The 23,670-nt window shown below is 64.1% G+C and carries 17 protein-coding genes; 8 read left to right on the forward strand and 9 right to left on the reverse strand.

Features of this window, described 5'->3' with window-relative positions:
• Positions 1–2: 2 nt before the first annotated feature.
• The 7 genes from PVW51_RS07275 to PVW51_RS07305 all read right to left on the reverse strand — a co-directional run bounded on the left by PVW51_RS07275 (position 3) and on the right by PVW51_RS07305 (position 8,738).
• A complete protein-coding gene (locus PVW51_RS07275; RefSeq protein WP_269367255.1) occupies positions 3–923 on the reverse strand; it encodes an ABC transporter permease in 921 nt (306 codons plus the stop codon).
• Positions 923–2,005 carry an ABC transporter permease gene (locus tag PVW51_RS07280; protein ID WP_274574290.1) on the reverse strand — a complete coding sequence of 361 codons (1,083 nt, stop codon included), beginning with the start codon at positions 2,003–2,005 and terminating at the stop codon, positions 923–925. The genes PVW51_RS07275 and PVW51_RS07280 overlap by 1 nt, the downstream gene beginning before the upstream one ends.
• Positions 2,006–2,053: 48 nt before the next feature.
• Positions 2,054–3,574, reverse strand: coding sequence for an ABC transporter ATP-binding protein (locus PVW51_RS07285; RefSeq protein WP_274574292.1), 1,521 nt, complete (start codon positions 3,572–3,574; stop codon positions 2,054–2,056).
• Positions 3,571–4,338, reverse strand: coding sequence for a xanthine dehydrogenase accessory protein XdhC (gene xdhC, locus PVW51_RS07290; protein WP_274574293.1), 768 nt, complete (start codon positions 4,336–4,338; stop codon positions 3,571–3,573). Before xdhC ends, PVW51_RS07285 begins: the two co-directional genes overlap by 4 nt.
• Positions 4,335–6,725, reverse strand: a complete 2,391-nt coding sequence (xdhB, locus tag PVW51_RS07295) for a xanthine dehydrogenase molybdopterin binding subunit (protein WP_274574296.1) — start codon at positions 6,723–6,725, stop codon at positions 4,335–4,337. The genes xdhC and xdhB overlap by 4 nt, the downstream gene beginning before the upstream one ends.
• Positions 6,722–8,113: a xanthine dehydrogenase small subunit gene (gene xdhA / locus PVW51_RS07300; protein ID WP_274574297.1), complete on the reverse strand. Its 1,392-nt coding sequence runs from the start codon at positions 8,111–8,113 to the stop codon at positions 6,722–6,724. Before xdhA ends, xdhB begins: the two co-directional genes overlap by 4 nt.
• A gap of 274 nt (positions 8,114–8,387) precedes the next feature.
• A complete protein-coding gene (locus PVW51_RS07305) occupies positions 8,388–8,738 on the reverse strand; it encodes an ArsR/SmtB family transcription factor (protein WP_274574298.1) in 351 nt (116 codons plus the stop codon).
• 125 nt (positions 8,739–8,863) lie between these two features.
• Between PVW51_RS07305 and dnaE the strand changes: the two genes are divergently transcribed.
• Both dnaE and PVW51_RS07315 read left to right on the forward strand, forming a co-directional pair.
• Entirely contained in the window at positions 8,864–12,400 is a 3,537-nt protein-coding gene (gene dnaE, locus PVW51_RS07310) for a DNA polymerase III subunit alpha (RefSeq protein ID WP_274574299.1), read from the forward strand.
• 92 nt (positions 12,401–12,492) lie between these two features.
• A complete protein-coding gene (locus tag PVW51_RS07315) occupies positions 12,493–13,425 on the forward strand; it encodes a hypothetical protein (protein ID WP_274574300.1) in 933 nt (310 codons plus the stop codon).
• Positions 13,426–13,495: 70 nt separating this feature from the next.
• On the opposite strand, the gene PVW51_RS07320 is transcribed toward PVW51_RS07315, so the two are convergent.
• Positions 13,496–13,690: a SlyX family protein gene (locus tag PVW51_RS07320; protein WP_269367264.1), complete on the reverse strand. Its 195-nt coding sequence runs from the start codon at positions 13,688–13,690 to the stop codon at positions 13,496–13,498.
• Positions 13,691–13,852: 162 nt separating this feature from the next.
• On the opposite strand from PVW51_RS07320, the gene hisS reads away from it, so the two are divergent.
• The 4 genes from hisS (at position 13,853) to murA (ending at position 18,586) form a co-directional block, all read left to right on the forward strand.
• Positions 13,853–15,346 carry a histidine--tRNA ligase gene (gene hisS, locus PVW51_RS07325; protein WP_274574302.1) on the forward strand — a complete coding sequence of 498 codons (1,494 nt, stop codon included), beginning with the start codon at positions 13,853–13,855 and terminating at the stop codon, positions 15,344–15,346.
• Positions 15,346–16,425: an ATP phosphoribosyltransferase regulatory subunit gene (locus PVW51_RS07330; protein ID WP_274574303.1), complete on the forward strand. Its 1,080-nt coding sequence runs from the start codon at positions 15,346–15,348 to the stop codon at positions 16,423–16,425. The genes hisS and PVW51_RS07330 overlap by 1 nt, the downstream gene beginning before the upstream one ends.
• A complete protein-coding gene (hisG, locus tag PVW51_RS07335; RefSeq protein ID WP_269367267.1) occupies positions 16,422–17,111 on the forward strand; it encodes an ATP phosphoribosyltransferase in 690 nt (229 codons plus the stop codon). The genes PVW51_RS07330 and hisG overlap by 4 nt, the downstream gene beginning before the upstream one ends.
• Before the next feature lie 164 nt (positions 17,112–17,275).
• Complete coding sequence (gene murA, locus PVW51_RS07340; RefSeq protein WP_274574305.1) at positions 17,276–18,586, forward strand: UDP-N-acetylglucosamine 1-carboxyvinyltransferase; 1,311 nt, start codon at positions 17,276–17,278, stop codon at positions 18,584–18,586.
• Between the two features lie 82 nt (positions 18,587–18,668).
• On the opposite strand, the gene PVW51_RS07345 is transcribed toward murA, so the two are convergent.
• On the reverse strand, positions 18,669–19,100 hold the full coding sequence (locus PVW51_RS07345) for a DUF1489 family protein (RefSeq protein WP_269367269.1): 432 nt from the start codon (positions 19,098–19,100) through the stop codon (positions 18,669–18,671).
• Positions 19,101–19,233: 133 nt separating this feature from the next.
• Between PVW51_RS07345 and PVW51_RS07350 the strand changes: the two genes are divergently transcribed.
• Positions 19,234–21,501 (forward strand): adenosylcobalamin-dependent ribonucleoside-diphosphate reductase, encoded by a 2,268-nt coding sequence (locus PVW51_RS07350; protein ID WP_274574306.1) that lies wholly within the window; start codon positions 19,234–19,236, stop codon positions 21,499–21,501.
• A 388-nt stretch (positions 21,502–21,889) separates the two neighbouring features.
• Positions 21,890–23,590, forward strand: coding sequence for a hypothetical protein (locus PVW51_RS07355; protein ID WP_274574307.1), 1,701 nt, complete (start codon positions 21,890–21,892; stop codon positions 23,588–23,590).
• Positions 23,591–23,670 lie beyond the last annotated feature (80 nt).

The following is a 23,670-nucleotide window of genomic DNA, read 5'->3' on the forward strand; positions in this document are numbered from 1 at the left end:
CCCTATTGAGAGGCATGGAAAGTGCGGCCAAGGGAGGCAGGTGCCGCCGATTTGTCCGCTGACAGGATCACCAGGACGATGATCGTGATGAGATAGGGCGACATTGCCAGATACTCCACCGGAATGGCAACGCCCGCGCCCTGCAGATTGAGCTGCAATTGTGTGATGCCGCCGAAAAGATAAGCACCCAGCAGCAGGCGCCCGGGCTTCCAGGAGGCGAAGACAACCAGGGCGAGGGCGATCCAGCCGATGCCGGCGGTCATGCCTTCGGTCCATTGCGGCACCCGGATCAGGCTGATGTAGGCCCCGCCGACGCCCGCGCAGGCGCCGCCGAACATGATGGCAAATGTCCGGATGCGCTTGACGTGATAGCCCAGTGCATGGGCGGCATCATGGCTTTCGCCCACGGCGCGCAGCACCAGCCCCGCGCGGGTGAATTTCAGCACGGCCCATGTGGCCGCGACAAGCGCGAGACCGAGGTACAGGATGACGTCATGGGTGAAGACGATGGGCCCGATCACCGGAATATCCGCCAGCGGGCCGAAGTCGATATCGCCCAGGCGCGGCGGTTTCACCCCGACATAGCTTTGGCCCAGGAGCGCCGAGAGCCCGAGCCCGAAGAGCGTAAGTGCCAGGCCGGAAGCGACCTGGTTGGCCAGTGCAATCTGGGTAAGGAAGGCAAAAAGCAGCGACAGCAGCGCCCCGCCTGCAGCGGCGGCGGCAAAACCCAGCAGGGGTGAGCCGGTTTCCACCGCAACAGCAAAGCCGCAGATCGCGCCGGTGATCATCATGCCTTCGACGCCAAGGTTCAGGACACCGGATTTCTCGACCACCAGTTCGCCGATGGCGGCAAAGATCAGCGGCGTCGCCGCGACCAGGAAACCGGCGACGAAGAGGATCGGGTTGATTGCAGAAAGGTCCATCACGCCACCTCCGTCCGGCCAAAGCGGAGCCGGTAATTCGTCAACAGGTCAAAGGCGAGCAGGAAGAACAGCAACATTCCCTGGAACACCTGTATCGCGGCAGCGGGCAGGCCAAGCTGCGATTGCGCGATGTCCCCGCCGATATAGGTCAGCGCCATCAGCCCGCCCGCCAGCAGGATGCCGATAGGGTGCAACCGGCCCAGAAAGGCAACGATGATCGCGGTAAAGCCATACCCCACGTTGAAATCAATCGTCACCTGGCCCGCAGGCCCTGCAACTTCGAACAGCCCGGCCAGACCGGCCAGCAGCCCCGATGTGCCAAGGCAGAACAACACCAGCCGCGTCGGGTTCACACCAGAGAAACGCGCGGCGCGCGGCGCCTCGCCGGTGACGCGAATGGCAAAGCCCAACCGGTGTTTGGTCAGCAGCACATAGGCAAAGATCACCGCGATCAGTGCCGCCACAACGCCCCAATGCATGCCCGATCCCTCGATCAGGTCGGCGTTGAAGGCGCTTTCGTATTGCTGCAGGTTGCGCGATCCGGGAAAGCCGAAACCTTCGGGGTTCTTCATCAGCCCCAGCGACATCGAGGCAAGGAATTGCTCGGCCACATAGACCAGCATCAAGGATACGAGAATCTCGTTGGTGCCGAACCTTACCTTCAACATGGCCGGGATCATTGCCCAGATCCAGCCGCCAAAGGCGCCGCCCAAAACCATCAGCGGAAAGACGATGAAACTGTCCAACGGATAAAATGCCAGCCCCACGCCCGCACCAAAGAGCGCACCCATGATGTACTGCCCTTCCGCCCCGATGTTCCAGATCCCCGCCTTGAAGCCCAGGCTCAGCCCGATGGCGATCAGCACCAGCGGCGCCCCCTTGATCAGCAGTTGCGGCCGATAATAAAAGGCGAATTCGCCGAACAGCGGCTGCCAGAAGATCGTGATGATCGAGGTGACCGGGTCCTTGCCCAGCAGGGCAAACATCAACCCGCCAAACACCATGGTTGCCAGCACCGCCAGCAGGGGCGTGGCCAGCGAAAAAGCCCGGCTCGGCTGCGGTCGTTTCTCCAGCCGGATCATGCGCCGCCCCCTGGCTTCATTGTTCCCGAAATACACGAATGAACCGGTTCAGACATGCGCCACCTCCATTCCATGGGCGCCACCCATCATCATCCCGATCTCATCCACCGTCAGCCCCTGCGCGGGGCGGGGAGGTGACAGGCGGCCTTCGTTCAAGGCGGCGAAACGGTCGGAAATTTCCATCAACTCGTCCAGATCCTGGCTGATTGCAATAATGGCCGCGCCGTTTTCCGCCAGATCCAGCAGGGCCTGGCGGATCGCGGCGGCGGCAGAGGCATCGACCCCCCAGGTCGGCTGGTTCACCACCAGAAGGTCGGGGCGTTGCAGGACCTCGCGCCCGATCACGAATTTCTGCAGGTTGCCCCCCGACAGGGAGCGCGCCGCATTGCCCGGGCCGGGCGTGCGCACGTCGAAGGTGCTGATGATCCTTTCGGCAAAGGCCCTTGCGGCGCCCCAGTCCAGCATGCCGCCCCGGTCCAGATTTTCGCGCGCCGCCCCGGTCAGCATGGCGTTCTCCGTCAGCGACATGTCGGGGGCGGCGGCATGGCCCAGCCGCTCCTCCGGCGCTGTCAGGATGCCCATCGCGCGGCGCGGGGTCGGGCCCAGCACGCCGATGTCGCGGCCCTGAAAGGCGATCATCCCTGGCGCGCTGAGGGTTTCGCCGGAAAGGGCTGCCAGCAATTCGTCCTGGCCGTTGCCCGCCACCCCGCCGATGCCCAGCACCTCGCCCGCGCGCACCTCGACATTGATGTCGCGCAGGGGCATGCCGAAGGCGCTGGGCGACTTCGCGGAGAGGCCAGTCAGCGCCAGCACCACGTCACCCGGCGTCTTGCCGGCCCGTGTGGGGGTTTTCAACACCGTGCCCACCATCATTTCCGCCATGTCGCGGGCCGATGTCTCTGAGGGGGTGCAATGGCCCACCACCTTGCCCAGCCGCAGGATCGTGGCGCTGTCACAGAGCGCGCGGATCTCCTCCAGCTTGTGCGAAATATACAGGATCGCAGTGCCCTCGGCGGAGAGCTTGCGCAGGGTCTTGAACAGGATCTCCACCTCCTGCGGGGTCAGCACGGATGTAGGCTCATCCATGATCAGCAGCTTGGGGTCCTGCAACAGGCAGCGGATGATCTCGACCCGCTGGCGCTCGCCTGCCGAGAGGTCGCCCACCACGCGGTCGGGCGACAGCGGCAAACCATAGGTATCGGAGACCTCGCGGATGCGCTGGCTCAATGCGCGCAGCTTCGGCGCGTCCTCCATCCCCAGTGCGATATTCTCGGCAACGGTCAGCGCATCGAACAGCGAAAAATGCTGGAACACCATGCCCACACCCGCCGCCCGCGCCGCGCGGGGCTCCGCCGGGGCAAAAGCCGCGCCATGCATCTGCATTTTTCCCGCATCCGGCTTCACCAACCCGTAGATCATCTTGACCAGGGTCGATTTGCCCGCGCCGTTTTCGCCCAGCAGGGCATGCACTTCGCCCGGCGCGATGCGCAGCGACACACCGTCATTGGCCACGACACCGGGATAGGCCTTGGTCAGGCCGGACAGGTCCAGCAGGGGTGTATCGGTCATGCGGTTTCCCCTTCGGGCATCAGGGCAAGAAGCCCGTTTACACAGCCCCTGGCAATGTCATCGGGGACCTTGCCAAGCGATTTGTCCCCAATGGGGCAGGTGATCGGCGCGGGATCAAGCCCCAGCGCGCGCAATCTCTTGCTGAACCGCGCCCATTTGGTCTCCGACCCGATCAGCCCGCAGGAGGCAAAGCCGCGTGTCAGCAGCGCGGCGCAAAGCGCGAGGTCGAGGTCATGGGCATAGGTAAAGATCAGGTGATGCGCCTGCACCGGCGCGCGCGCGGCAAGCCGCGGCATGTCCGCCGCCGGGACCGTCGTGACATGGCTTCCCACCTGCGGTGGGAAACGGTCGGCACCTGTATCTACCCAGGTTATGTTGAAGGCTTGGGGCGGGCAGGCCCGCACCACCGCGCGGCCCACATGCCCGGCGCCCCACAGCCAGAGGTCAGCAGGCGGATGGCGGTATGTGACATCCGGATGGGCATGAACCTGCGCTAGGTCGGTTGCACATGTCTCGCGGGTGAACCTCAGCGAGACCGCACCGCCACAGCATTGACCGAGGCCCGGACCCAGGGGCAGTGTCTCTTCCCGTTCGGGGGCATCCTCCGCCAGCATCCTGCGGGCCGTTTCAATCGCCTGAAGCTCCAGCGCACCGCCGCCGATGGTGCCGGTGATGTCCCGCAGGGTGACTTTCATCGCCGTGCCCGCATCGCGGGGCGCGGAACCGCGCGTGGCGGTGATCTGGACATAGACCGCGTCGCTCATGCCCGGGTCCTTTCCACGGCGGCCAGGACCTGTTCCGCCGTCGCGGGGGCCTGCAGGTCGCCATAACCCGGACCACAGGCTGCCACCGCATCCGACAGGGCCATCAGGGCGGAGATGCCCAGCATCAGCGGCGGCTCCCCCACGGCCTTGGACCGGTAAACCGTTTGCGCCGGATTGGGCTGATCCCAGAGCGCCACGTTGAACACCTCGGGGCGGTCGCCGCAGGCGGGTATCTTGTAGGTCGAGGGCGCATGGGTCTTCAGCGCGCCCTTGTCATCCCAGACCAGTTCCTCCGTCGTCAGCCAGCCCGCGCCCTGCACGTAGCCGCCCTCGATCTGGCCGGTGTCGATGGCGGGATTCAGCGAGGCACCCGCGTCATGCAGGATGTCGGTGCGCAGGATGCGGTTTTCGCCGGTCAGCGTGTCGATCACCACTTCGGTGCAGGCCGCGCCATAGGCGAAATAGTAAAACGGCCGCCCCCGGCCCCGGATCCGGTCCCATTCGATATCCGGTGTCTTGTAGAACCCGGTGGCCGACAGGCTGACCCGCGCCTGATAGGCAGAGGCGGCGGCCTCGGCAAAGGTGATCTCCTCGCCGCCCGCGCGCACCATGCCCCCGGCAAAACGGATCTCGGAGGTCTGGTAGCGTTCCGCCAGATGCGCCCTGATCCGTTCGCGGATCTCGTCGCAGGCGTTCTGCACCGCCATGCCGTTCAGGTCCGACCCGGAGGAGGCCGCCGTGGCGGAGGTGTTGGGCACCTTGCCGGTATCCGTCGCGGTGATCCTGACCGCTTCCAGCGGCACGCCAAAGCGGCTGGCAGCCACCTGCGCGATCTTGAGGAACAGACCCTGGCCCATCTCCGTGCCACCGTGATTCAGGTGGATCGACCCGTCCTGATAGACATGCACCAGCGCCCCCGCCTGGTTGAGATGGGTGAGGGTGAAGGAAATGCCGAATTTCACCGGGGTCAGCGCGATGCCGCGTTTCAGCAGTGGCTGGCCTGCGTTCCACGCCGCAATCGCGGCGCGCCGCCTGTCATAGTCGCAGCTTTGCGCCAGCCGGTCGGTCAGCGCATTGATGACGCAATCGGTGACCGGCTGGTGATAGGGCGTTGTCTGCTGGCCTTCGGCCGGGGCCGGGGGCGTTCTGGCCGGTGCAGGCCGCGCCCCGCGCGAGGTATTGTCCTCTGCCGGTGAGGCGGTGACCGGCGCGCTGCCGGTTTCGACCTTTGGCGGCGGAGCGACATGATCGGCATAGTAATTGGCCCGCCGCACCGCCAACGGGTCCAGCCCGCGGGCATGGGCGATATGGTCCATCACCTTTTCGATCCCGACCATCCCCTGTGGCCCGCCAAAGCCGCGAAAGGCCGTGGCCGATTGCGTATTGGTGCGCAACCGGTGCGAGGTGATGCGGATGTGTTCCAGGTGATAGGCGTTATCGGCATGCAACATCGCCCGGTCTGCCACCGGCAGGCTCAGGTCCATGGCCCAGCCGCAGCGCGCGTATTGGGTGAAATCCAGCGCCACGATGCGGCCCGCATCGTCAAAGCCCACGTCATAGTCGATGCGGAAATCGTGCCGCTTGCCGGTCACGATCATGTCGTCGTCGCGGTCATAGCGCATCTTGCAGGGCCGCCCGGTCTGCCGCGCGGCCAGCGCGCAGGCGATGGCCAGCGCGTTGCCCTGGCTTTCCTTGCCGCCGAAACCGCCGCCCATGCGGCGGGTCTCCACGCGCACGGCATGCATCGGCTTGCCGATGGCATGGGCAACCTTGTGCTGGATCTCTGTCGGGTGCTGGGTGGAACTGTGCACCAGCATGTCGCCGCCTTCCTGCGGCAGGGCAAGGGCGGCTTGCCCCTCCAGATAGAAATGCTCCTGCCCGCCGATCCCGATGCTGCCCGACAGGCGGTGTGCCGCCCGGGGCAGCATCGCCTCCGGTTCGCCCTTTTGATAGATGCGCGGCCCTTCCTCGAACCTTGTGTCGGCGGCAAGGGCCTCCGCGATGCTCAGGACCGGTTTCTGCGCCGCAATCCCGACCTTGCCCAGCTGCGCCGCCCGGCGCGCGGCCAGATGCGAGGTGGCGATGACCAGAAACAGCGGCTGGCCAAGGTAATGGACCTCGCCCGTCGCCAGCAGGGGCTCGTCATGGTTGGAGGGGGAACAATCGGCCTCGAAGGGCAGATCCCCGGCACTCAGCACGGCGACCACGCCGGGGGCGTCCCGGACCGCGTCAAGGTCCATGGCGGTGATCTTTCCGGCGGCGTGCCGGCTGAGCCCGAAAGCCAGATGCAGTGTATTGCCCGGCACCGGAATGTCATCGACATAACGCGCGGCGCCGGTCACATGCAGCTCGGCGGCGTCATGGGGCAGGGGCTGCGCGATGCTCATGCGCGCACCTTGCTGACATCGGTGGTCAGGCCGGAGAGGTCATGGAAGTACCGCAGCAGCATGTTCTGCGCCGTCTGCATCCGGTAGCGGGCAGAGGCGCGCATGTCGGACATGGGTTCGAAATCCGCCGCCATTGCCGCCATCGCGGCCTGGAAACTGTCGGCAGTGAAAGACGCGCCGGTCAGCGCGGCCTCGGTCGCAGCTGCGCGTTTCGGGGTGCCCGCCATGCCGCCAAAGGCGATGCGGGCGCTGGTTATGGTCTGGTCCTGGCGGGTGATGTTGAGACAGCCGCAGACTGCCGAGATGTCCTGATCGAAGCGTTTCGAGAGTTTGTAACAGCGCAGGGTATCGGGTTGTTTCGGAACGCTGACCGCCTCGACGAATTCGCCCGGAGCGCGGTCCTGCCTGCCATAGGCGAGAAAGAAATCCTCCAGCGGCAGGCTGCGGCGCGTCTCGCCGTGACGCAGATGCAGGGTGGCTCCCAGGGCGATCAGCGCGGGCGGCCCGTCGCCGATGGGCGAGCCGTTGGCAATATTGCCGCCAATGGTCGCGGCATTGCGGACCTGCACCGAGCCATAGCGGCGCAGCATGGCGCCGAGGCTGGGATGGTGCGGGGCGATATGGGCCTCAAGCATGGTCAGGCTGGTCATCGCCCCGATGCGCCAGTGATCGCCCGCATCCGTGATGCCGCGCAGATCGGCGCATTGGTTGAGAAAGGCGATCTGGTCCAGATCGCGGAATTGCTTGGTGACCCAGAGGCCCACGTCGGTGGCCCCTGCAATCAGGGTGGCCCCGGGGTTGGCGGCGTACCAGCGCGCCAGATCGTCGGAATGGGTCGGCTGCAGAACCCGGGGGGCCAGCCCCCCGGACCCCCCGGTGGTATTTTCGGAACAATGAAGCGACAGGTTTTCGAGATGGGCGGGGATAGGTGCGGCCTCTGCCGCCCGGGCCGCCCGGATGATCGGGGCATAGCCGGTACAGCGGCAGAGGTTTCCCGCAAGCTGCGTGTCATGGTCCCTGGCCCGGTTGAGATGGGCGCAGGCCATGGAGACCACGAAGCCCGGTGTGCAGAAGCCGCATTGGCTGCCGTGGTGGTCCACCATCGCCTGCTGCACCGGGTGCAGGCTGCCGTCGGGGGCGCTGATGCCTTCCACCGTGGTGACATGTTTGCCATGCACCTGCGGCAGGAACAGGATGCAGCCGTTCAGCGCGCGCGATCCCGTTTCGTCGGTGATCATCACCGTGCAGGCCCCGCAGTCGCCCTCGTTGCAGCCCTCCTTGGTGCCGGTCAGGCCGCGCGCTTCGCGCAGCCAGTCAAGCAGCGTGGTGGTGGGGGATACGTCGGTTGGTGACACAGGTTCTCCGTTCAGAAGAAACGTGATGTCCATGCCTGAAACCCGTCGCGTTACGTATGTGGGGGCCTGATGCGGCCCCCTCGATGCGACGTAGAAGGGGAGCGGCCCGTTTACTGGAAGCAGACTAGGGAGATTTCCGGGGCTCTGGCAAGCAAAAGCACGCGGCCACCCCGTGAATTTTCCACCCGCGGGGGGCTGTTGCCCGCGAAGGCGGCGTTCACGCGACCCGTAAGGCGCGCCGTGAGAGCCATGGCGGAGGCAGCGATGTTTCGGATCCGTTCGGGGGCGCGTTTCGGATCGTGACCGGTCAAGCCGTGCGCTCGTCCTTGTCCTCGTCCGTGTCCGAGGCGCGCGTCATGGCATCGAGCCTGTCGAGCCGTTGTTCCCAGACCTGTCGCTGCCAGGCCAGCCAACCCTGCACTTCCATCAGCGGCGCCGCCTCGATATGGCAGGTGCGCACGCGGCCCTTCTTGACCGAGCGCACCAGTCCCGCGGTTTCAAGGACCTTGAGATGCCGCATGAAGGTGGGCAGGGCCATGTCGTGGGGCGCCGCCAGTTCGGAGACCGATGCCGGACCGCCTGCAAGCCGCTCCACCACCGCGCGGCGGGTGGCGTCCGAGAGGGTCGAGAAAACAAGATCGAGTCGTTTATTGGCCATGCGGCTGAATATCGGCCTGTCAGCCCGGGCGTCAATTGATGCTTAGTTGTTATGCTAAGTGTTAACTTCGCTTGCGCGGCACACCGCCGATTGCCCCCGGCGGGTCGGCTGGATACGGTTGGCCCATGAAACATGCCCCCCGATTCATCCACCTGCGCACCCATTCGGAATATTCACTGCTGGAAGGCGCGCTGCGGTTGAAGAAACTGCCGCAGATGTGCCGTGATGCGGGGATGCCTGCGCTGGCGCTGACCGACACCAACAACATGTTCGCGGCGCTGGAATTCTCTGTCGGGATGGCCGGGGCCGGGGTTCAGCCGATCATCGGCTGCCAGGTCGATCTGGCCTATGTCGCGGTCCAGCCGGGGGAACGCCCGCGTGATCCGGCCCCGGTGGTTCTGCTGGCGCAGAACGAGGCAGGCTATGAGAACCTGATGAAGCTGAACTCCTGCCTTTACATCGACAAGGGCGACGCGCGGCCGCAGGTCACGCTGGAGGAACTGGAGGCATTGAGCGGCGACATCATCTGCCTGACCGGGGGGCCGGGCGGGCCGGTGGGGATGCTTTTGCAAAATGGCCAGCGCCCGGCGGCAGAGGCGCTGATGGCACGGCTGGCGGCGTCTTTCGGCGACAGGCTCTATGTGGAGCTGCAGCGCCATCCGGGCGAGGATGGCCAGCCGGAAGCGGAGCGGCTGACGGAACGCGGGCTGGTCGAGATGGCCTATGCGATGGACCTGCCGCTGGTCGCCACCAACGACGTCTATTTCCCCAAGACAGAGATGTACGAAGCGCATGACGCGCTGATCTGCATCGCCGAAGGGGCCTATGTCGATCAGCAGGAGGCGCGGCGGCGGCTGACCGCCCAGCATTATTTCAAATCCGAGGCGGAGATGGTGACCCTGTTTGCCGATCTGCCGGAGGCTGTCGAAAACACTGTTGAAATCGCCCGCCGCTGCGCCTTCATGGCCTATCGGCGCGACCCGATCCTGCCGAAGTTCGCCGATGACGAGGTGGCCGAACTGCGCCGTCAGGCGCAGGAGGGGCTGCGCGCGCGGCTGGCGATCATCCCCCATGCCGCGCCGGTGGCGGACTATGAGAAGCGGCTCGAATTCGAGCTTGGGATCATCGAGGGGATGGGCTTTCCCGGCTACTTCCTGATCGTGGCGGATTTCATCAAATGGGCCAAGGATCACGACATTCCGGTGGGGCCGGGGCGCGGCTCTGGCGCGGGCTCGCTTGTGGCCTATGCGCTGTTGATCACCGACCTTGACCCGCTGCGCTATTCACTGCTGTTCGAGCGGTTCCTGAACCCCGAACGGGTGTCCATGCCCGACTTCGACATCGACTTCTGCATGGATCGTCGCGAGGAGGTGATCCAATACGTGCAGGGCAAATACGGGCGCGACAAGGTGGGTCAGATCATCACCTTCGGCGCGCTTCTGTCCAAGGCGGCGGTGCGCGACATCGGGCGGGTCTTGCAGATGCCTTACGGACAGGTGGACCGGCTGTCCAAGATGATCCCGGTGGAGGGGGTGAAACCCGTCTCCATCGAAAAGGCGCTGGCGGATGAGCCGCGCCTGCGCGAGGAGGCCAAGAACGAGGAGGTCGTCGCGCGCCTGCTGGAATATGGCCAGCAGGTCGAGGGGCTGTTGCGCAATGCCTCCACCCACGCCGCCGGTGTGGTGATCGGGGACCGGCCGCTGGATCATCTGGTGCCGCTCTATCAGGATCCGCGTTCCGACATGCCCGCGACCCAGTTCAACATGAAATGGGTGGAACAGGCCGGGCTGGTGAAGTTCGACTTCCTGGGCCTCAAGACGCTGACCGTGATCCAGAACGCGGTGGACCAGATCAAGGCATCCGGGCGTCACCTGCACCTTGCCGCCGACGGGACCGAGCTGTTCACCCCGCCAGAGGGGGTGCTGGACGATATCTCGACAATCCCGCTGGATGATGAGGCGTCTTACAGGCTTTACGCAAGCGCCAAGACGGTGGCGGTGTTCCAGGTGGAATCCAGCGGCATGATGGATGCCCTGAAACGCATGAAACCCACCTGCATCGAGGATATCGTGGCGCTGGTGGCGCTGTACCGTCCCGGCCCGATGGAGAATATCCCGACCTATTGCGACGTCAAGAACGGCAAGCGCGAGCTGGAATCGAATTATCCGCTGATTGACGACATTCTCGAAGAGACCCAGGGCATCATCGTCTATCAGGAACAGGTGATGCAGATCGCGCAGGTCATGGCGGGCTATTCGCTGGGCGGCGCCGACCTGCTGCGCCGCGCCATGGGCAAGAAGATCGCCGAGGAGATGGCCAAGGAACGCCCCAAGTTCGAAAAGGGTGCGATGGAAAACGGGGTCGACAAGAAAAAGGCCACCGAGGTTTTCGACCTGTTGGAGAAATTCGCCAACTACGGGTTCAACAAGTCGCATGCCGCGGCCTATGCCGTGGTCAGCTACCAGACCGCATGGCTCAAGGCGAACCATCCGGTGGAGTTCATGGCCGGTGTCATGAACTGCGACATCCACCTGACCGACAAGCTGGCGGTTTATTTCGAAGAAGTGCGCAAGCGGCTGGAACTGCCCTGGGTGCCGCCCTGCGTGAACCGCTCGGACGCGACATTCAAGGTGGTGGACGGTGCGCTGGTCTATGCGCTGGGTGCGCTCAAGAACGTCGGTGTCGAGGCGATGAAGCTGATCACCGAAGGCCGGCGGGTCGAGGGGCAGGAGCGGCCCTTTGCGACGCTGTTCGACCTGGCGCGGCGGGTGGACCTGAAGCGCGTGGGCAAGCGGCCACTGGAAATGCTGGCGCGGTCGGGAGCCTTCGACCAGCTGGATTCGAACCGGCGGCGGGTGTTTCAGGCGCTGGATGCGCTGGTCGGCTATTCGGCGGCGATCCATGAACAGAAGGCCAGCAACCAGGTGTCGCTGTTCGGCGAGGCGGGCGATGACCTGCCCGAGCCGCGCATGCTGCCCTGCGACGACTGGCTGCCCGCCGAACGGCTGACAGAGGAATTCAAGGCGGTGGGTTTCTACCTGTCGGGGCATCCGCTGGACGACTACATGACTCCGCTCAAGCGCAAATGGGGCAATGACCGGGGCGTGCCGTTCCTGACGCTGGACGAATTGACCGAAAAGGTGAGCGAACGGGGGGCGATGAACGCGCGGCTTGCGGGTGTGGTCGCCGGGCGGCAGGAACGCAAATCCGCGCGCGGCAACCGGTTTGCCTTTGCCCAGATGTCTGACCCCACCGGCGGCTACGAAGTCACGCTTTTCTCCGACACGCTGGAACTTGCCCGTGACCACCTGGAGACGGGATCCAAGGTGGTGGTCACGGTCGAGGCGACGATGGAAAGCGACCAGTTGAAATTGCTGGGCCGGTCCGTGGCGCCGGTGGACATGGCCGTGGCGGATGCGGGCAGCATCGGCTTGCGGGTCTTTGTCGATGCGCCGGAGGCGGTTGCGGCTGTGGCGCAGGTGCTGGAGGGCGCGCGCTCGGCGGCGCGGGCCGCGGGCAAAGGGCCGATCCAGCTCTGTCTGATGGACCCCTCCCTGCCGGGTGAGGTCGAGGTGGACCTGGGGTTCGAATACCCCGTGACTCCCCAGATCAAGGGGGCGATCCGGTCCCTGGGCGGCGTGCTGGAAGTGCAGGAAATCTGAGCCGGTTCACGCCTGCCGCCGCCACATCCTGCCGGTCGAGTGGACGAAGCCTCGCCGCTGGGATAAAAGACCCCACATCGGGGAGATGTGTCATGTTTCGATCAGCTATTCTTGTCAGCATTCTGCTGGCCCTGGGCGCCTGCGGCGACCCGTTGGCCGGCGTTGACCGCATTTCCGATGTGGAACTGTCGGATGAGGATCCGGCGGCGCAGGCCCTGCCGGGCGAGGCGGAAGTCGCGCGTGAAGGGTTCTTTGGCAGCAGCGCCGCCTCGGGCGGTGATGCGGCTGTGATCCCGGCAGAGCAGGCGCGCGCACCGCAGGAACCTGCGGCACGTGGCGGTTTTCTGGGCCTGTTCCGGCGTGCCGGAGGGGCGGCGCAGCCCGTGCAGGACCCTGAGCGCACGGAAGTGGGGCAGGAGGCCGGGGTTGAAGTCGCCGCCCTCAGCCCCGAGGATGCGCCACAGTCGGAACGTCAGCGCGGCGGGCTTTTCGGGCTTGGCGGCGGGTCAAACCGCGAGACACCCCGTGACGGTCCCGATGCGCGTGATGTGGCCTATGGCACGGTCCTGCCCTATGGGGTCGTTGCGCGGGTCTGCGAGGCCAAAGGCAAACCGATGGGCCAGAAAATCGAAAGCGCCCCCGCGCGGGGCTATGCTCTTTATGATTCCGCATCCGGTTCGGCGGTTGCGCGGACCTTCTATATCACCGGTTTTGCGGATGGCTGCCCGCGCCAGCTGACGGCGGCCAATGTCCTGCTGGGGGCCGCATCGCTGTATGAGCAGCTGCACTATGGACCGGGGGGCGAGAACCTGCCGGTGGGTGCCACCGACAAGGCCTATGAAACCGTGAAGCGCGATGTCTGCGGCGCGCGCAAAGGCAAGCCCTGCGGGTCAAAGATCGACCGGATGGACCGCAGCACCTTCTTTGTCAGCGCCTATGACAGTTTCGGCAATTCCAGCCGCTGGACCGAGTTGCTGGTGCATGACGGCGCGGTGATCGCCGCCGCGGTCAAGACCAGCGGCTGAGGGGCCGGAATTTTCGAAAATTCCGGGCAAAATTCTTTGAAGAATTTTGGCGCCCGTGGCAGGGGTCGGCTCAGTAGTGCGGCGGGCGTTCGTCACCCAGCACCACGCCACTGCCCTGGCTCGCTTCCCTTTCGCCCTCGCGCTGCATCAGCATGTGCACCCGGCGGTTCAGGGTGGTGATTTCCGTCTCCTGCCGCGCAATGATCTCGGACAGGTCGTCGACGATGCGGGTCAGATGGGCGATCTGTTCTTCGAGTTTTTCCATGGCTGCGCTGTAACATGTCGACGGCGCGCTTGGAATGGATGTTGTGCAGGGATATTTGATTGCCAAAAAGAGCAGGGGGCAAGCAGCCCTTGCGTCGCTTGCCCTTGCAAGGGGGCTGGGGTAGAGGCAGGCGCAGATGCAGCGCTGACAGGAACAGGTATCATGGCCAAGCCCAAGAAGACCCCCCGCCCCAGGGCCGAGACCCCGAAGGGGTTCCGCGACTACTTTGGCGCCGAGGTCACGCATCGGGCCGAGATGCTGCGCAAGATTGCTTCTGTCTATCACCGCTATGGCTTTGATGCCTTGGAAAGTTCCGGTGTGGAGACCGTCGAGGCGCTGGGCAAGTTCCTGCCCGATGTGGACCGCCCCAACGAGGGGGTGTTCGCCTGGCAGGAGGACGCCGAGGGCGACAGGCCCGGCGACTGGCTGGCGCTGCGTTATGACCTGACCGCCCCGCTGGCGCGGGTCTATGCGCAACACCGCAACGATCTGCCGACCCCCTACCGGCGCTATGCGATGGGCCCGGTCTGGCGCAATGAAAAGCCGGGACCGGGGCGGTTCCGCCAGTTCTACCAATGCGATGCCGATACCGTCGGCGCGCCGTCGGTGGCGGCGGATGCCGAGATCTGCGCGATGCTGGCGGATTGTCTGGAAGAGGTCGGGATCGAACGCGGCGACTACATCGTGCGGGTGAACAACCGCAAGGTGCTCAATGGCGTGCTGGAAGTGGCGGGCCTCTCGGGGGACGACAAGGAAGCCGAGCGCGGGATCGTGCTGCGCGCGATCGACAAGCTGGACCGGCTGGGCCCGGAGGGTGTTCGCGCGCTCCTGGGTGAAGGACGCAAGGACGAGAGCGGTGACTTTACGAAAGGTGCGGGGCTGGACGGCCCACAAGCCGATGTCGTGATGGGCTTCATGCAGGCCAAAGGCGCGTCGGGCGCTGAGACGGTCGACCGGCTTCGCGGCCTTGTTACCGGATCCGATGTCGGGATGCAGGGCGTGGATGAACTGAACCTGATCTCTGATCTGTTGAAAGCGGGTGGATACGGGCCGGACCGGGTTGAGATTGACCCCTCCGTCGTGCGTGGCCTGGGCTATTACACCGGCCCGGTTTTCGAAGCTGAACTCACCTTCGAAATCCAGGACGAAAAGGGCCGCACCCGGAACTTCGGCTCTGTCGCGGGGGGCGGGCGTTATGACGATCTGGTGAAACGCTTCACCGGGCAGGAAGTGCCGGCCACCGGTGTCTCCATCGGTGTGGACCGGCTGCTGGCGGCGCTGGCGATGAAGGGCGCGGGCGTGGCGGCCGATCCCGGCCCCGTGGTCGTCACCGTGATGGACCGTGACCGCATGGCGGATTATCAGGCGATGGTGGCCGAGTTGCGGCAGGCGGGCATCCGGGCGGAGGTCTATCTGGGCAACCCCAAGAACTTTGGCAACCAGCTGAAATATGCGGACAAGCGCAACAGCCCCGTTGCCGTGATCGAGGGCGGGGATGAAAACGCGCGGGGCGTGGTGCAGATCAAGGACCTGATCCTGGGCGCGAAGATCGCCGAAAGTGCCACCCATGAGGAATGGAAGGACCGGCCCAGCCAGTACGAAGTGCCGCGCGACCAACTGGTCGCGAAGGTCCGCGAAATTCTGGACGACCAGTGATGCCCACACGTTCCGAAACCCTGACCCGCGCAGCATCCCTGCGCGCGATGTTCGAGGCGAAGGGTGCGGCGCTGGTGGAACCGCCGATCCTGCAGCCGGCAACTACCCTGCTGGAGCTTTACGGCGAGGACATGCGCGCGCGTGCCTATGTCACCTCGGACGCGCTGCGGGGGGAGCAGATGCTGCGCCCCGATTTCACCGTGCCGGTGGTGCAGATGCATATGGCCGAGGGTGCCGAACCCGCGCGCTATACCTACTCCGGCGAGGTGTTTCGCCGGCAGGAGGAAGACCCGGACCGCGCCAATGAATACATCCAGGTCGGCTATGAGGTGTTTGACCGCGCCGATCCGGCGGCGGCGGATGCCGAGGTCTTTGCCCTGATTGCCGAGGCATTGCGGGGCCTGCCCCTGCGCGCGGTGACCGGCGACATCGGCGTGCTGATGGCGGCGGTGGAAGGATTGCAGACCAGCGCCCGGCGCAGGCATGCGCTGATGCGGCACATCTGGCGGCCGCGCCGGTTCCGTGCGCTGCTGGACCGGTTTTCCGGGCGCACGCCGATGCCGCCCAGCCGTGCCGCGCTGCTGGCCGGACAGGCCAGCAATGACGCCCCGCTGATCGGATTGCGCAGCCGCGCCGACATCGAGGAGCGTATCGCGGCCCTGCAAGAAGATGCGGCGACGCCGCCGCTGTCGGGTCGCGAGGTGGAACAGATCGAGGCCTTGCTGGAGGTGCGCGAGGTGATGCCACATGCGCTCAGCCAATTGCACGACCTGGCGGTGGACATGCCCGACATCGCCCCGGCAGTGGCCCGTGTCACCGCGCGCGAGGCGGCGCTGCGGGCGCGGGGCGTGGACACCGACAACCTGATGTTCGAGGCCAGCTATGGCCGGTCGTCGATGGAATACTACGACGGGTTTGTCTTTGGCTTCCGGGCCGAGGCGCGCGCGGACCTGCCGACGATTGCCAGTGGCGGGCGCTATGACGCGCTGACCCGGCGGCTGGGGCAGGGGCGCGAGATTCCGGCGGTGGGCGGTGTGATGCGTCCGGGCCTGATGCTGGTACTGGAGGGCGCGCCATGACGCTCAAGCTCGGGGTGCCGTCCAAGGGGCGGCTGATGGAAAAGACCTTTGACTGGTTCGCACAACACGGAATCACTCTGCAACGCACCGGGTCTGACCGGGAATATGCCGGGGCGGTCGCAGGGATCGAGGGGGTCAGCCTGATCCTGCTGTCTGCCGGTGAAATCCCCCGCGAACTGGCCGCGGGGCGCATTCACATGGGGGTCACCGGCACCGACCTGGTGCAGGAAAAGCTGGCGCTTTGGGAACAATTGGTCGAACCGGTGGAGGAACTGGGGTTCGGCCATGCGGATCTGATCATCGCGGTGCCCAAGGCCTGGATCGACGTGGACACTCTGGACGATCTGGATGCCGCCGCCGCCGCCTTTCGCGCGGCGCATGGATTCCGCCTGCGGATCGCCACCAAATATCACCGGCTGGTCCGCAACTTCCTGCGCGACAGCGGCGTGGCCGATTATGCGCTGGTCGACAGCCAGGGCGCGACCGAAGGCACGGTGGCCAATGAAACCGCCGAGGCAATTGCCGACATCACGTCGAGCGGCGAGACCCTGCGCGCCAATCACCTCAAGATTCTCTGTGACGGGATGGTGCTGCGCTCTCAGGCGACGCTCTGGCGCAGCCGGACAGCCCCGATGGATGAACGGATCCGCAAGACGCTGAAAGAACTGGAAGCGCGGCTGGGGTAGGGTGGCCGTGCCATCGCCTGCCGCAGCCGGTGGCGATGCAAATCCGCCTTTCCTCTCCGGCTTATGGATGCAGCCCCGGTGCATAGAGGCGCTGGCTGATGAACCTCAGCGCTTGTGCTCGGCGGTCAGTGCGTTACCCTCCGTTGAAAACAGATGAGGCAGTTATGGCAGTGGCGCAACCGCACGAGCGGGTCGAATATATCGTAGAAGGTGGACACAGGCTTGCTGGCAGCATCACGCCAGCCGGGAACAAGAACGCGGCGCTACCGATCATTGCCGCAACCTTGCTGACCGATCAGCCCGTTGAATTGTCCAACGTCCCGCGCATCCGCGATGTTGAGGCATTGCTTGAACTGATCGCCTCGATCGGTGCCGAGACAACCTGGACCGGTCCCAACACCCTGCGGATACACGCCCATACGCTCAGCCCGACCGATCTTGACCCCGATCTTTGCATGCGGATCAGAGCGTCGATCCTGCTGGCTGGTCCGATGCTTGCCCGTTGCGGTGAGCTTACGCTGCCGCCGCCCGGTGGTGACGTGATCGGGCGGCGGCGTCTCGATACGCATTTCCTTGCCCTTCGGGAACTTGGTGCCGATATCTCGGTCAATGACGCCTATGTCTTCCGGGCGCGCGCCCTTACGGGTGCTGACGTGTTTCTGGACGAACCCTCTGTTACCGCGACCGAGAACGCGCTGTGTGCCGCTGTCGCGGCGCGTGGCCTGACCGTTCTGCGCAACTGCGCGTCAGAGCCGCATGTCCAGGATCTCGCCCGCTTCCTGATGGCGCTGGGCGCAAAGATTGAGGGGATCGGCACCAACTGCATGACGGTCCACGGGGGCCGTACCCTGGGGGGCGCCTCCCATCGCATAGGCCCTGACCACATCGAAGTTGCCTCCTTCATCGGTCTGGCTGCGGTCACGCGATCGGAACTGCGGATCTGCGATGCCGGTGTGACACATCTCCGCTCAACGCTGATGGGGTTCGAGCGTCTGGGTATCCATTGCCGCATCGAAGGCGACGATCTGATTGTCCCGGCGGCCCAGAAACTCACGATCGAACCGGACTTCGGCGGCCACGTGCCCAAGATCGAGGATCAGCCCTGGCCGGCATTCCCCGCGGATGCGATGTCCATCGCCCTGGTTGCCGCAACGCAATGCGAAGGCATGGTGCTGATGTTCGAGAAAATGTTCGAATCGCGGATGTTCTTCACCGACAAGCTCATCTCGATGGGCGCGAGGATCGTGCTCTGCGACCCGCATCGTGCCGTCGTGTCCGGGCCGACCAGATTGCGCGGTGCCCGTGTCGAAAGCCCCGATATTCGCGCCGGAATGGCGATGCTGATCGCGGCGATGGGGGCCGAGGGGACCTCGCGCATCAACAACGCTCAGCAGATTGAGCGGGGTTATGAGCGGATTGACGAGCGGCTGAACGCCCTGGGTGCAAAAATTACCCGGGTGCCGGCGCGGGTCTGACGGTAAGGCCGCTGCCGCTGACATCCGTATTCTACCGGCCGGACCTGCGCGCGGTGGCACGGCCGGTGGCGGATTTGATCCTTCAGATCACCCCGATCTCGGCCAGCGCGCGGTTCAGCTCGCTGGGCAGGGCGGTGTCGCCTTCCTGTCCCTTGCGCAGGTCCGGCGGGGCGTCGGCGGGGTCAAGGTAGCGCCAGCCCTGGAACGGCCGCCGCAACGCGGGTGAGACGCGGATGATTTCCGGATCCAGCACGATGCCGCAGCGGCGGATGCCGTCATTGCCGATCATTTCATCGAAACCCAGGATGCGCTGGCGCGCCTGCACCTCGCCCTTGATCACCCAATAGATCGACCCGCCGTTCAGCACCTCGGCCTCGCGCTTGGGCCACATCCGGGTGACGTGGTAGTATTTCCCATCCTTGATCTGCCTGGACCGCTGGCGTTGCCAGTCCTCCAGACCTTCGATGCTTTCGGTCCCGACACTCAGCTTGATCAGGTTGACGTATTTATCCACAGGCTTTTCCCCAGACTCACCCCAGAGCCACGATATAAGGTAGTGCATCGGGCGGCACCTTCAAAGTGTGGTGGTGGTTTGGCGCTGGATGAGTTATCTTGGTCTCCTTCCTGATCCAGCCGAAAGATTCGACATGTCCCGATTTTCCGCCCCCATCGCCGAACAGATCTGGGACATGAAGTATCGCTTCAAGGACGCCGATGGCACGCCGCGCGATGTGACGGTGGAGGACACCTGGCTGCGCATCGCCCGCGACCTCGCGCAGGTGGAGAAGAACCCCGCCGAGTGGGAAAAGCCGTTCTACGCCGCACTGGAGGATTTCAAGTATCTGCCCGCAGGCCGCATCACCGCAGGCGCAGGCACCGCGCGGCGGGTGACGCTGTTCAACTGCTTTGTCATGGGCACGGTGCCGGACAGCATGGGCGGCATTTTCGACATGCTGAAAGAGGCCGCGCTGACCATGCAGCAGGGCGGCGGCATCGGTTACGATTTCTCGACCATCCGGCCCAGGGGGGCGGATGTCAAAGGCGTGTCCGCCGATGCTTCCGGCCCCTTGTCCTTCATGGATGTCTGGGACGCGATGTGCCGCACCATCATGTCGGCGGGATCGCGCCGGGGCGCGATGATGGCCACCATGCGCTGCGATCACCCGGATGTTGAGGATTTCATCGCCGCCAAATCCGACCCCGCGCGCCTGCGCATGTTCAACATGTCCGTGTTGATCACCGATGCCTTCATGGAGGCGGTAAAAGCGGACGGCCCCTGGGAGCTGCGCTTTGACGACAGGGTCTATCGCACCCTGCAGGCCCGCGACCTGTGGAACAGCATCATGCGCGCCACCTATGATTTCGCCGAACCGGGCGTGATCTTTATCGACCGGATCAACCAGGCCAACAACCTGAGCTATTGCGAGACCATCGCCGCAACCAACCCCTGCGGAGAACAGCCCCTGCCGCCCTATGGTGCCTGCCTGCTGGGGTCGATCAACCTGGCGCGGCTGGTCAGCAACCCTTTTGAGCCGGACGCCGGTCTGGACCTTGAGGCGCTGGGCGAACTGGTGGCGACAGCGGTGCGGATGATGGACAATGTCGTCGACGCGTCGAAATTCCCGCTGGAAGCGCAGGCGCGCGAGGCGCAGGCCAAGCGGCGCATCGGGCTGGGTGTCACCGGTCTGGCGGATGCATTGCTGATGACCGGCCTGCGCTATGGCTCTGACGAGGCTGCCGCACAGACCGAAGAATGGATGAAGCAGATCGCCCGTGCCGCCTATCTCGCCAGTGTCGAGCTGGCCAGAGAGAAGGGGCCTTTCCCGCTGTTCGACGCCGATGCCTATCTTGCCTCGGGCACCATGCAGATGATGGACGAGGATGTGCGCGACGCGATCCGCGAACACGGCATCCGCAACGCGCTGCTGACCTCCGTCGCGCCCACCGGCACAATCAGCCTTTATGCCGGAAACGTCAGTTCGGGGATCGAGCCGGTCTTTGCCTATGCCTATTCGCGCAAGGTCCTGCAAAAGGACGGCAGCCGGACCGAGGAGGAGGTTGTCGATTACGCGGTGCAGATGTGGCGCGAGCTGAAAGGCGACGCAGAACTGCCCGATTATTTCGTCAACGCCCAGACACTGGCCCCGCTGGACCACGTCAAGATGCAGGCGGCGGCGCAGAAATGGGTGGATTCGAGCATCTCCAAGACCATCAACTGCCCGGAAGACATCAGCTTTGACGCCTTCAAGGATGTCTACATGGCAGCCTGGGATCAGGGCTGCAAAGGCTGCACGACCTACCGCCCGAACGAGGTGACGGGATCGGTGCTGTCGGTCAGCGACACCAAGTCCGGGGACAAGCCGGTGCTGGTCGGGGAAGGCGGCGAGGTCGTCTATATGTCCGAACCGCTGGACCGGCCGAGCGAGCTGGAAGGCAATACCTACAAGGTCAAATGGCCCGACAGCGAGCATGCGCTCTACATCACCATCAACGACATCGTGCTGAACGGGCACCGCCGCCCCTTCGAGGTCTTCATCAATTCCAAGAACATGGAGCATTTCGCCTGGACCGTGGCGCTGACGCGGATGATCTCGGCGGTGTTCCGGCGTGGCGGCGACGTGTCCTTCGTGGTGGAGGAGCTGAAAGCCGTCTTCGACCCGCGCGGCGGGGCCTGGATGAAGGGCAAATACATCCCCTCGATCCTGGCGGCCATCGGCGGCGTGATCGAACAGCATATGATTGCAACAGGCTTCATCGCGGGCGAGGGGCTGGGCCTGAAAACCGATCCCCAGGCCCGCGTGGTCGGCCTCGACGCCCCCCGTGGCAAGGCCTGTCCGTCCTGCGGGCAGTTCGACATGCGCATGATCGAAGGCTGCATGACCTGCGCTTCCTGCGGTCATTCCAAATGCGGGTAGGGGTGGGGGTGCCTGTTGTTTGTGATGTGCCACGCGACATGACCTGACCGTCTCACAATGTCATTTTGGCTGAGATGGTGAGAAAGCGGCCCCGGAGCAATCCGGGGCCGATTGCGTATGTGGTGGGGACTGGTGAACGGCGGTCTGTTTCACCCCCGATGTTATCGGTGAATGTCGTATCGCCCCCTTTCGTGACATTGCCGCGCAATGCGCTGCCGGGCAGTGAATGAACCGTCCATCGCTGATACGGCCTCTCTTCATCCTCTGTCTCCCCGGCTGGAGAACAGGCCAAGCTCAAATCGCGGACCTTTCAGGGGTGCAGGTCATGCGGTATGTGTGTTTACATTCCCAAGCTGATAAAAATCCCAACCGCGAACGCTGAATCCTTATGAAAACCACAGGCGTATCGAAATTTCTGGATGAGTTCGCCTCGCGGGTATCCGCTCTTCCAGCGCCTTATCCGCGTTTTGTTGTCTTTGTTTCTGCGACGGATGGGGACAGCCGGGCGCGGGTCAGGACAATCACGGCTTCATCGCTGGATGAATTGCGCGAAGCGCTGCAGGAAAAAGGCCCTTTGCAGATGCTTGGCGCGCGTCATCTGCGCCTGGACTGGGCGACCTCGGTACAGGCGGTATCCTTTGCCACCTACAAGGCCGCGATGCAGAAGGTGAAACGCAACTACAGCCGCAAGGGGCTGTCTCTGGATGCGGATTTCCAGCATGCGATCACCGAAGGTGAACTGAACGGCAGCGCCCTGCTTTATCAGGGCGCGCAGGTCCCGTATTGCGAAATCAACCTCAACAACTTCGGGATCTACTGGAAAAGGCGGTTTGGCAAAACGTTTGAAGTTCCCAAAGACGCCGACACCGTCCATCTCTTCTCAACTGACGGGATGTTTCGTGATCGTGACAGCGGCGATATTGTCAGCCTCGAACCGTCCGGGCCGAATGGTGGCCGGCGCATTTTCGACATCATGCAGCCTGCCAATCTCGATTTTATGATAAATGAAAGCGCCGGGTATCTTGCCGCTCAGGTGAACGAGAACGGCATGTTCCATTATGGCAGGCATCCCTGCTTTGACCGTCCGATCAACCACTACAACACATTGCGTCATGCCAGCAGCACCTATGCGCTGTGTGAAGCCTATGAGTTGACGCAGAGAGATGATCTTCGCGCGGCCATTGACCGGTCTTTAAGGCAGATCGCGAAAAACCTTGTCAAATACAGCAAGGGACCGGACGGCACTTCCGCCTTTCTGATGGACACGGGCAGGGAAGTTAAACTTGGCGGCAACGCCGTTGCGATTCTGGCGTGCTGCAAGTTTTTCGAAGTGACAGGCGACAGAACCGTTCTTGAGCTGGCGCGTCGGCTGGGCAACGGCATCTTGTCGATGCAACGGGCGGACGGTAGCTTTTGCCACGTATTGGATGCGGACACCCTGACCCCGAAAGAGGACTTTCGCACGGTCTATTATGACGGAGAAGCCGCATTCGGGCTGATGCGGCTTTACGGTGCCACGGGCGATCAGCGCTGGCTGGATGCGACCCGGCGTGCCGTCGATTATTTCATCGACAAGGATTACTGGCAGTACAACGATCACTGGCTGGCCTATTGCGTCAACGAATTGTCGCGTCATTACACCGACCCGAAATACATCGCTTTCGGCATCCGCAACGTCCGGGACTACCTGCCCTTTATCCGCGAGCGGATCACCACCTTTCCGACCCTGCTGGAACTGTGTTGTGCCACCCGGCTGCTGCTGCAAAGAGCGCTGCAGGACGCATCATTGGCCCCGGTCATCGACGCGCTGGATCTCCATGCGTTTCGCGAAGCGATGGAACACCGGGCGCAATATCTGACCAATGGGTTCTTTTTTCCCGAAGTTGCGATGTATTTCCGAAATCCGGCTTCTGTCACCGGAAGCTTTTTCATTCGCCATCACGGCTTTCGGGTGCGCATCGACGATGTCGAACATTATCTGTCCGGGTTGATCGCATATCGGGCGTATCTGAAAGAGCGGGACGGTTTTATCGCCCTATGCGATCAGCAAAAACAAAGGCAGCTCGGAAAACCGGCATTGGAGCGCTGAACGCTTTCGGGGACCGCCATAAAGTTCCAACCCTGAGTGCGGGGCAAATGCGCTCTCCCATCGCGACAGCCGGCTGAAAT

It is taken from the genome of Sulfitobacter sp. PR48 (assembly GCF_028807335.1).
Lineage (GTDB): Bacteria > Pseudomonadota > Alphaproteobacteria > Rhodobacterales > Rhodobacteraceae > Sulfitobacter.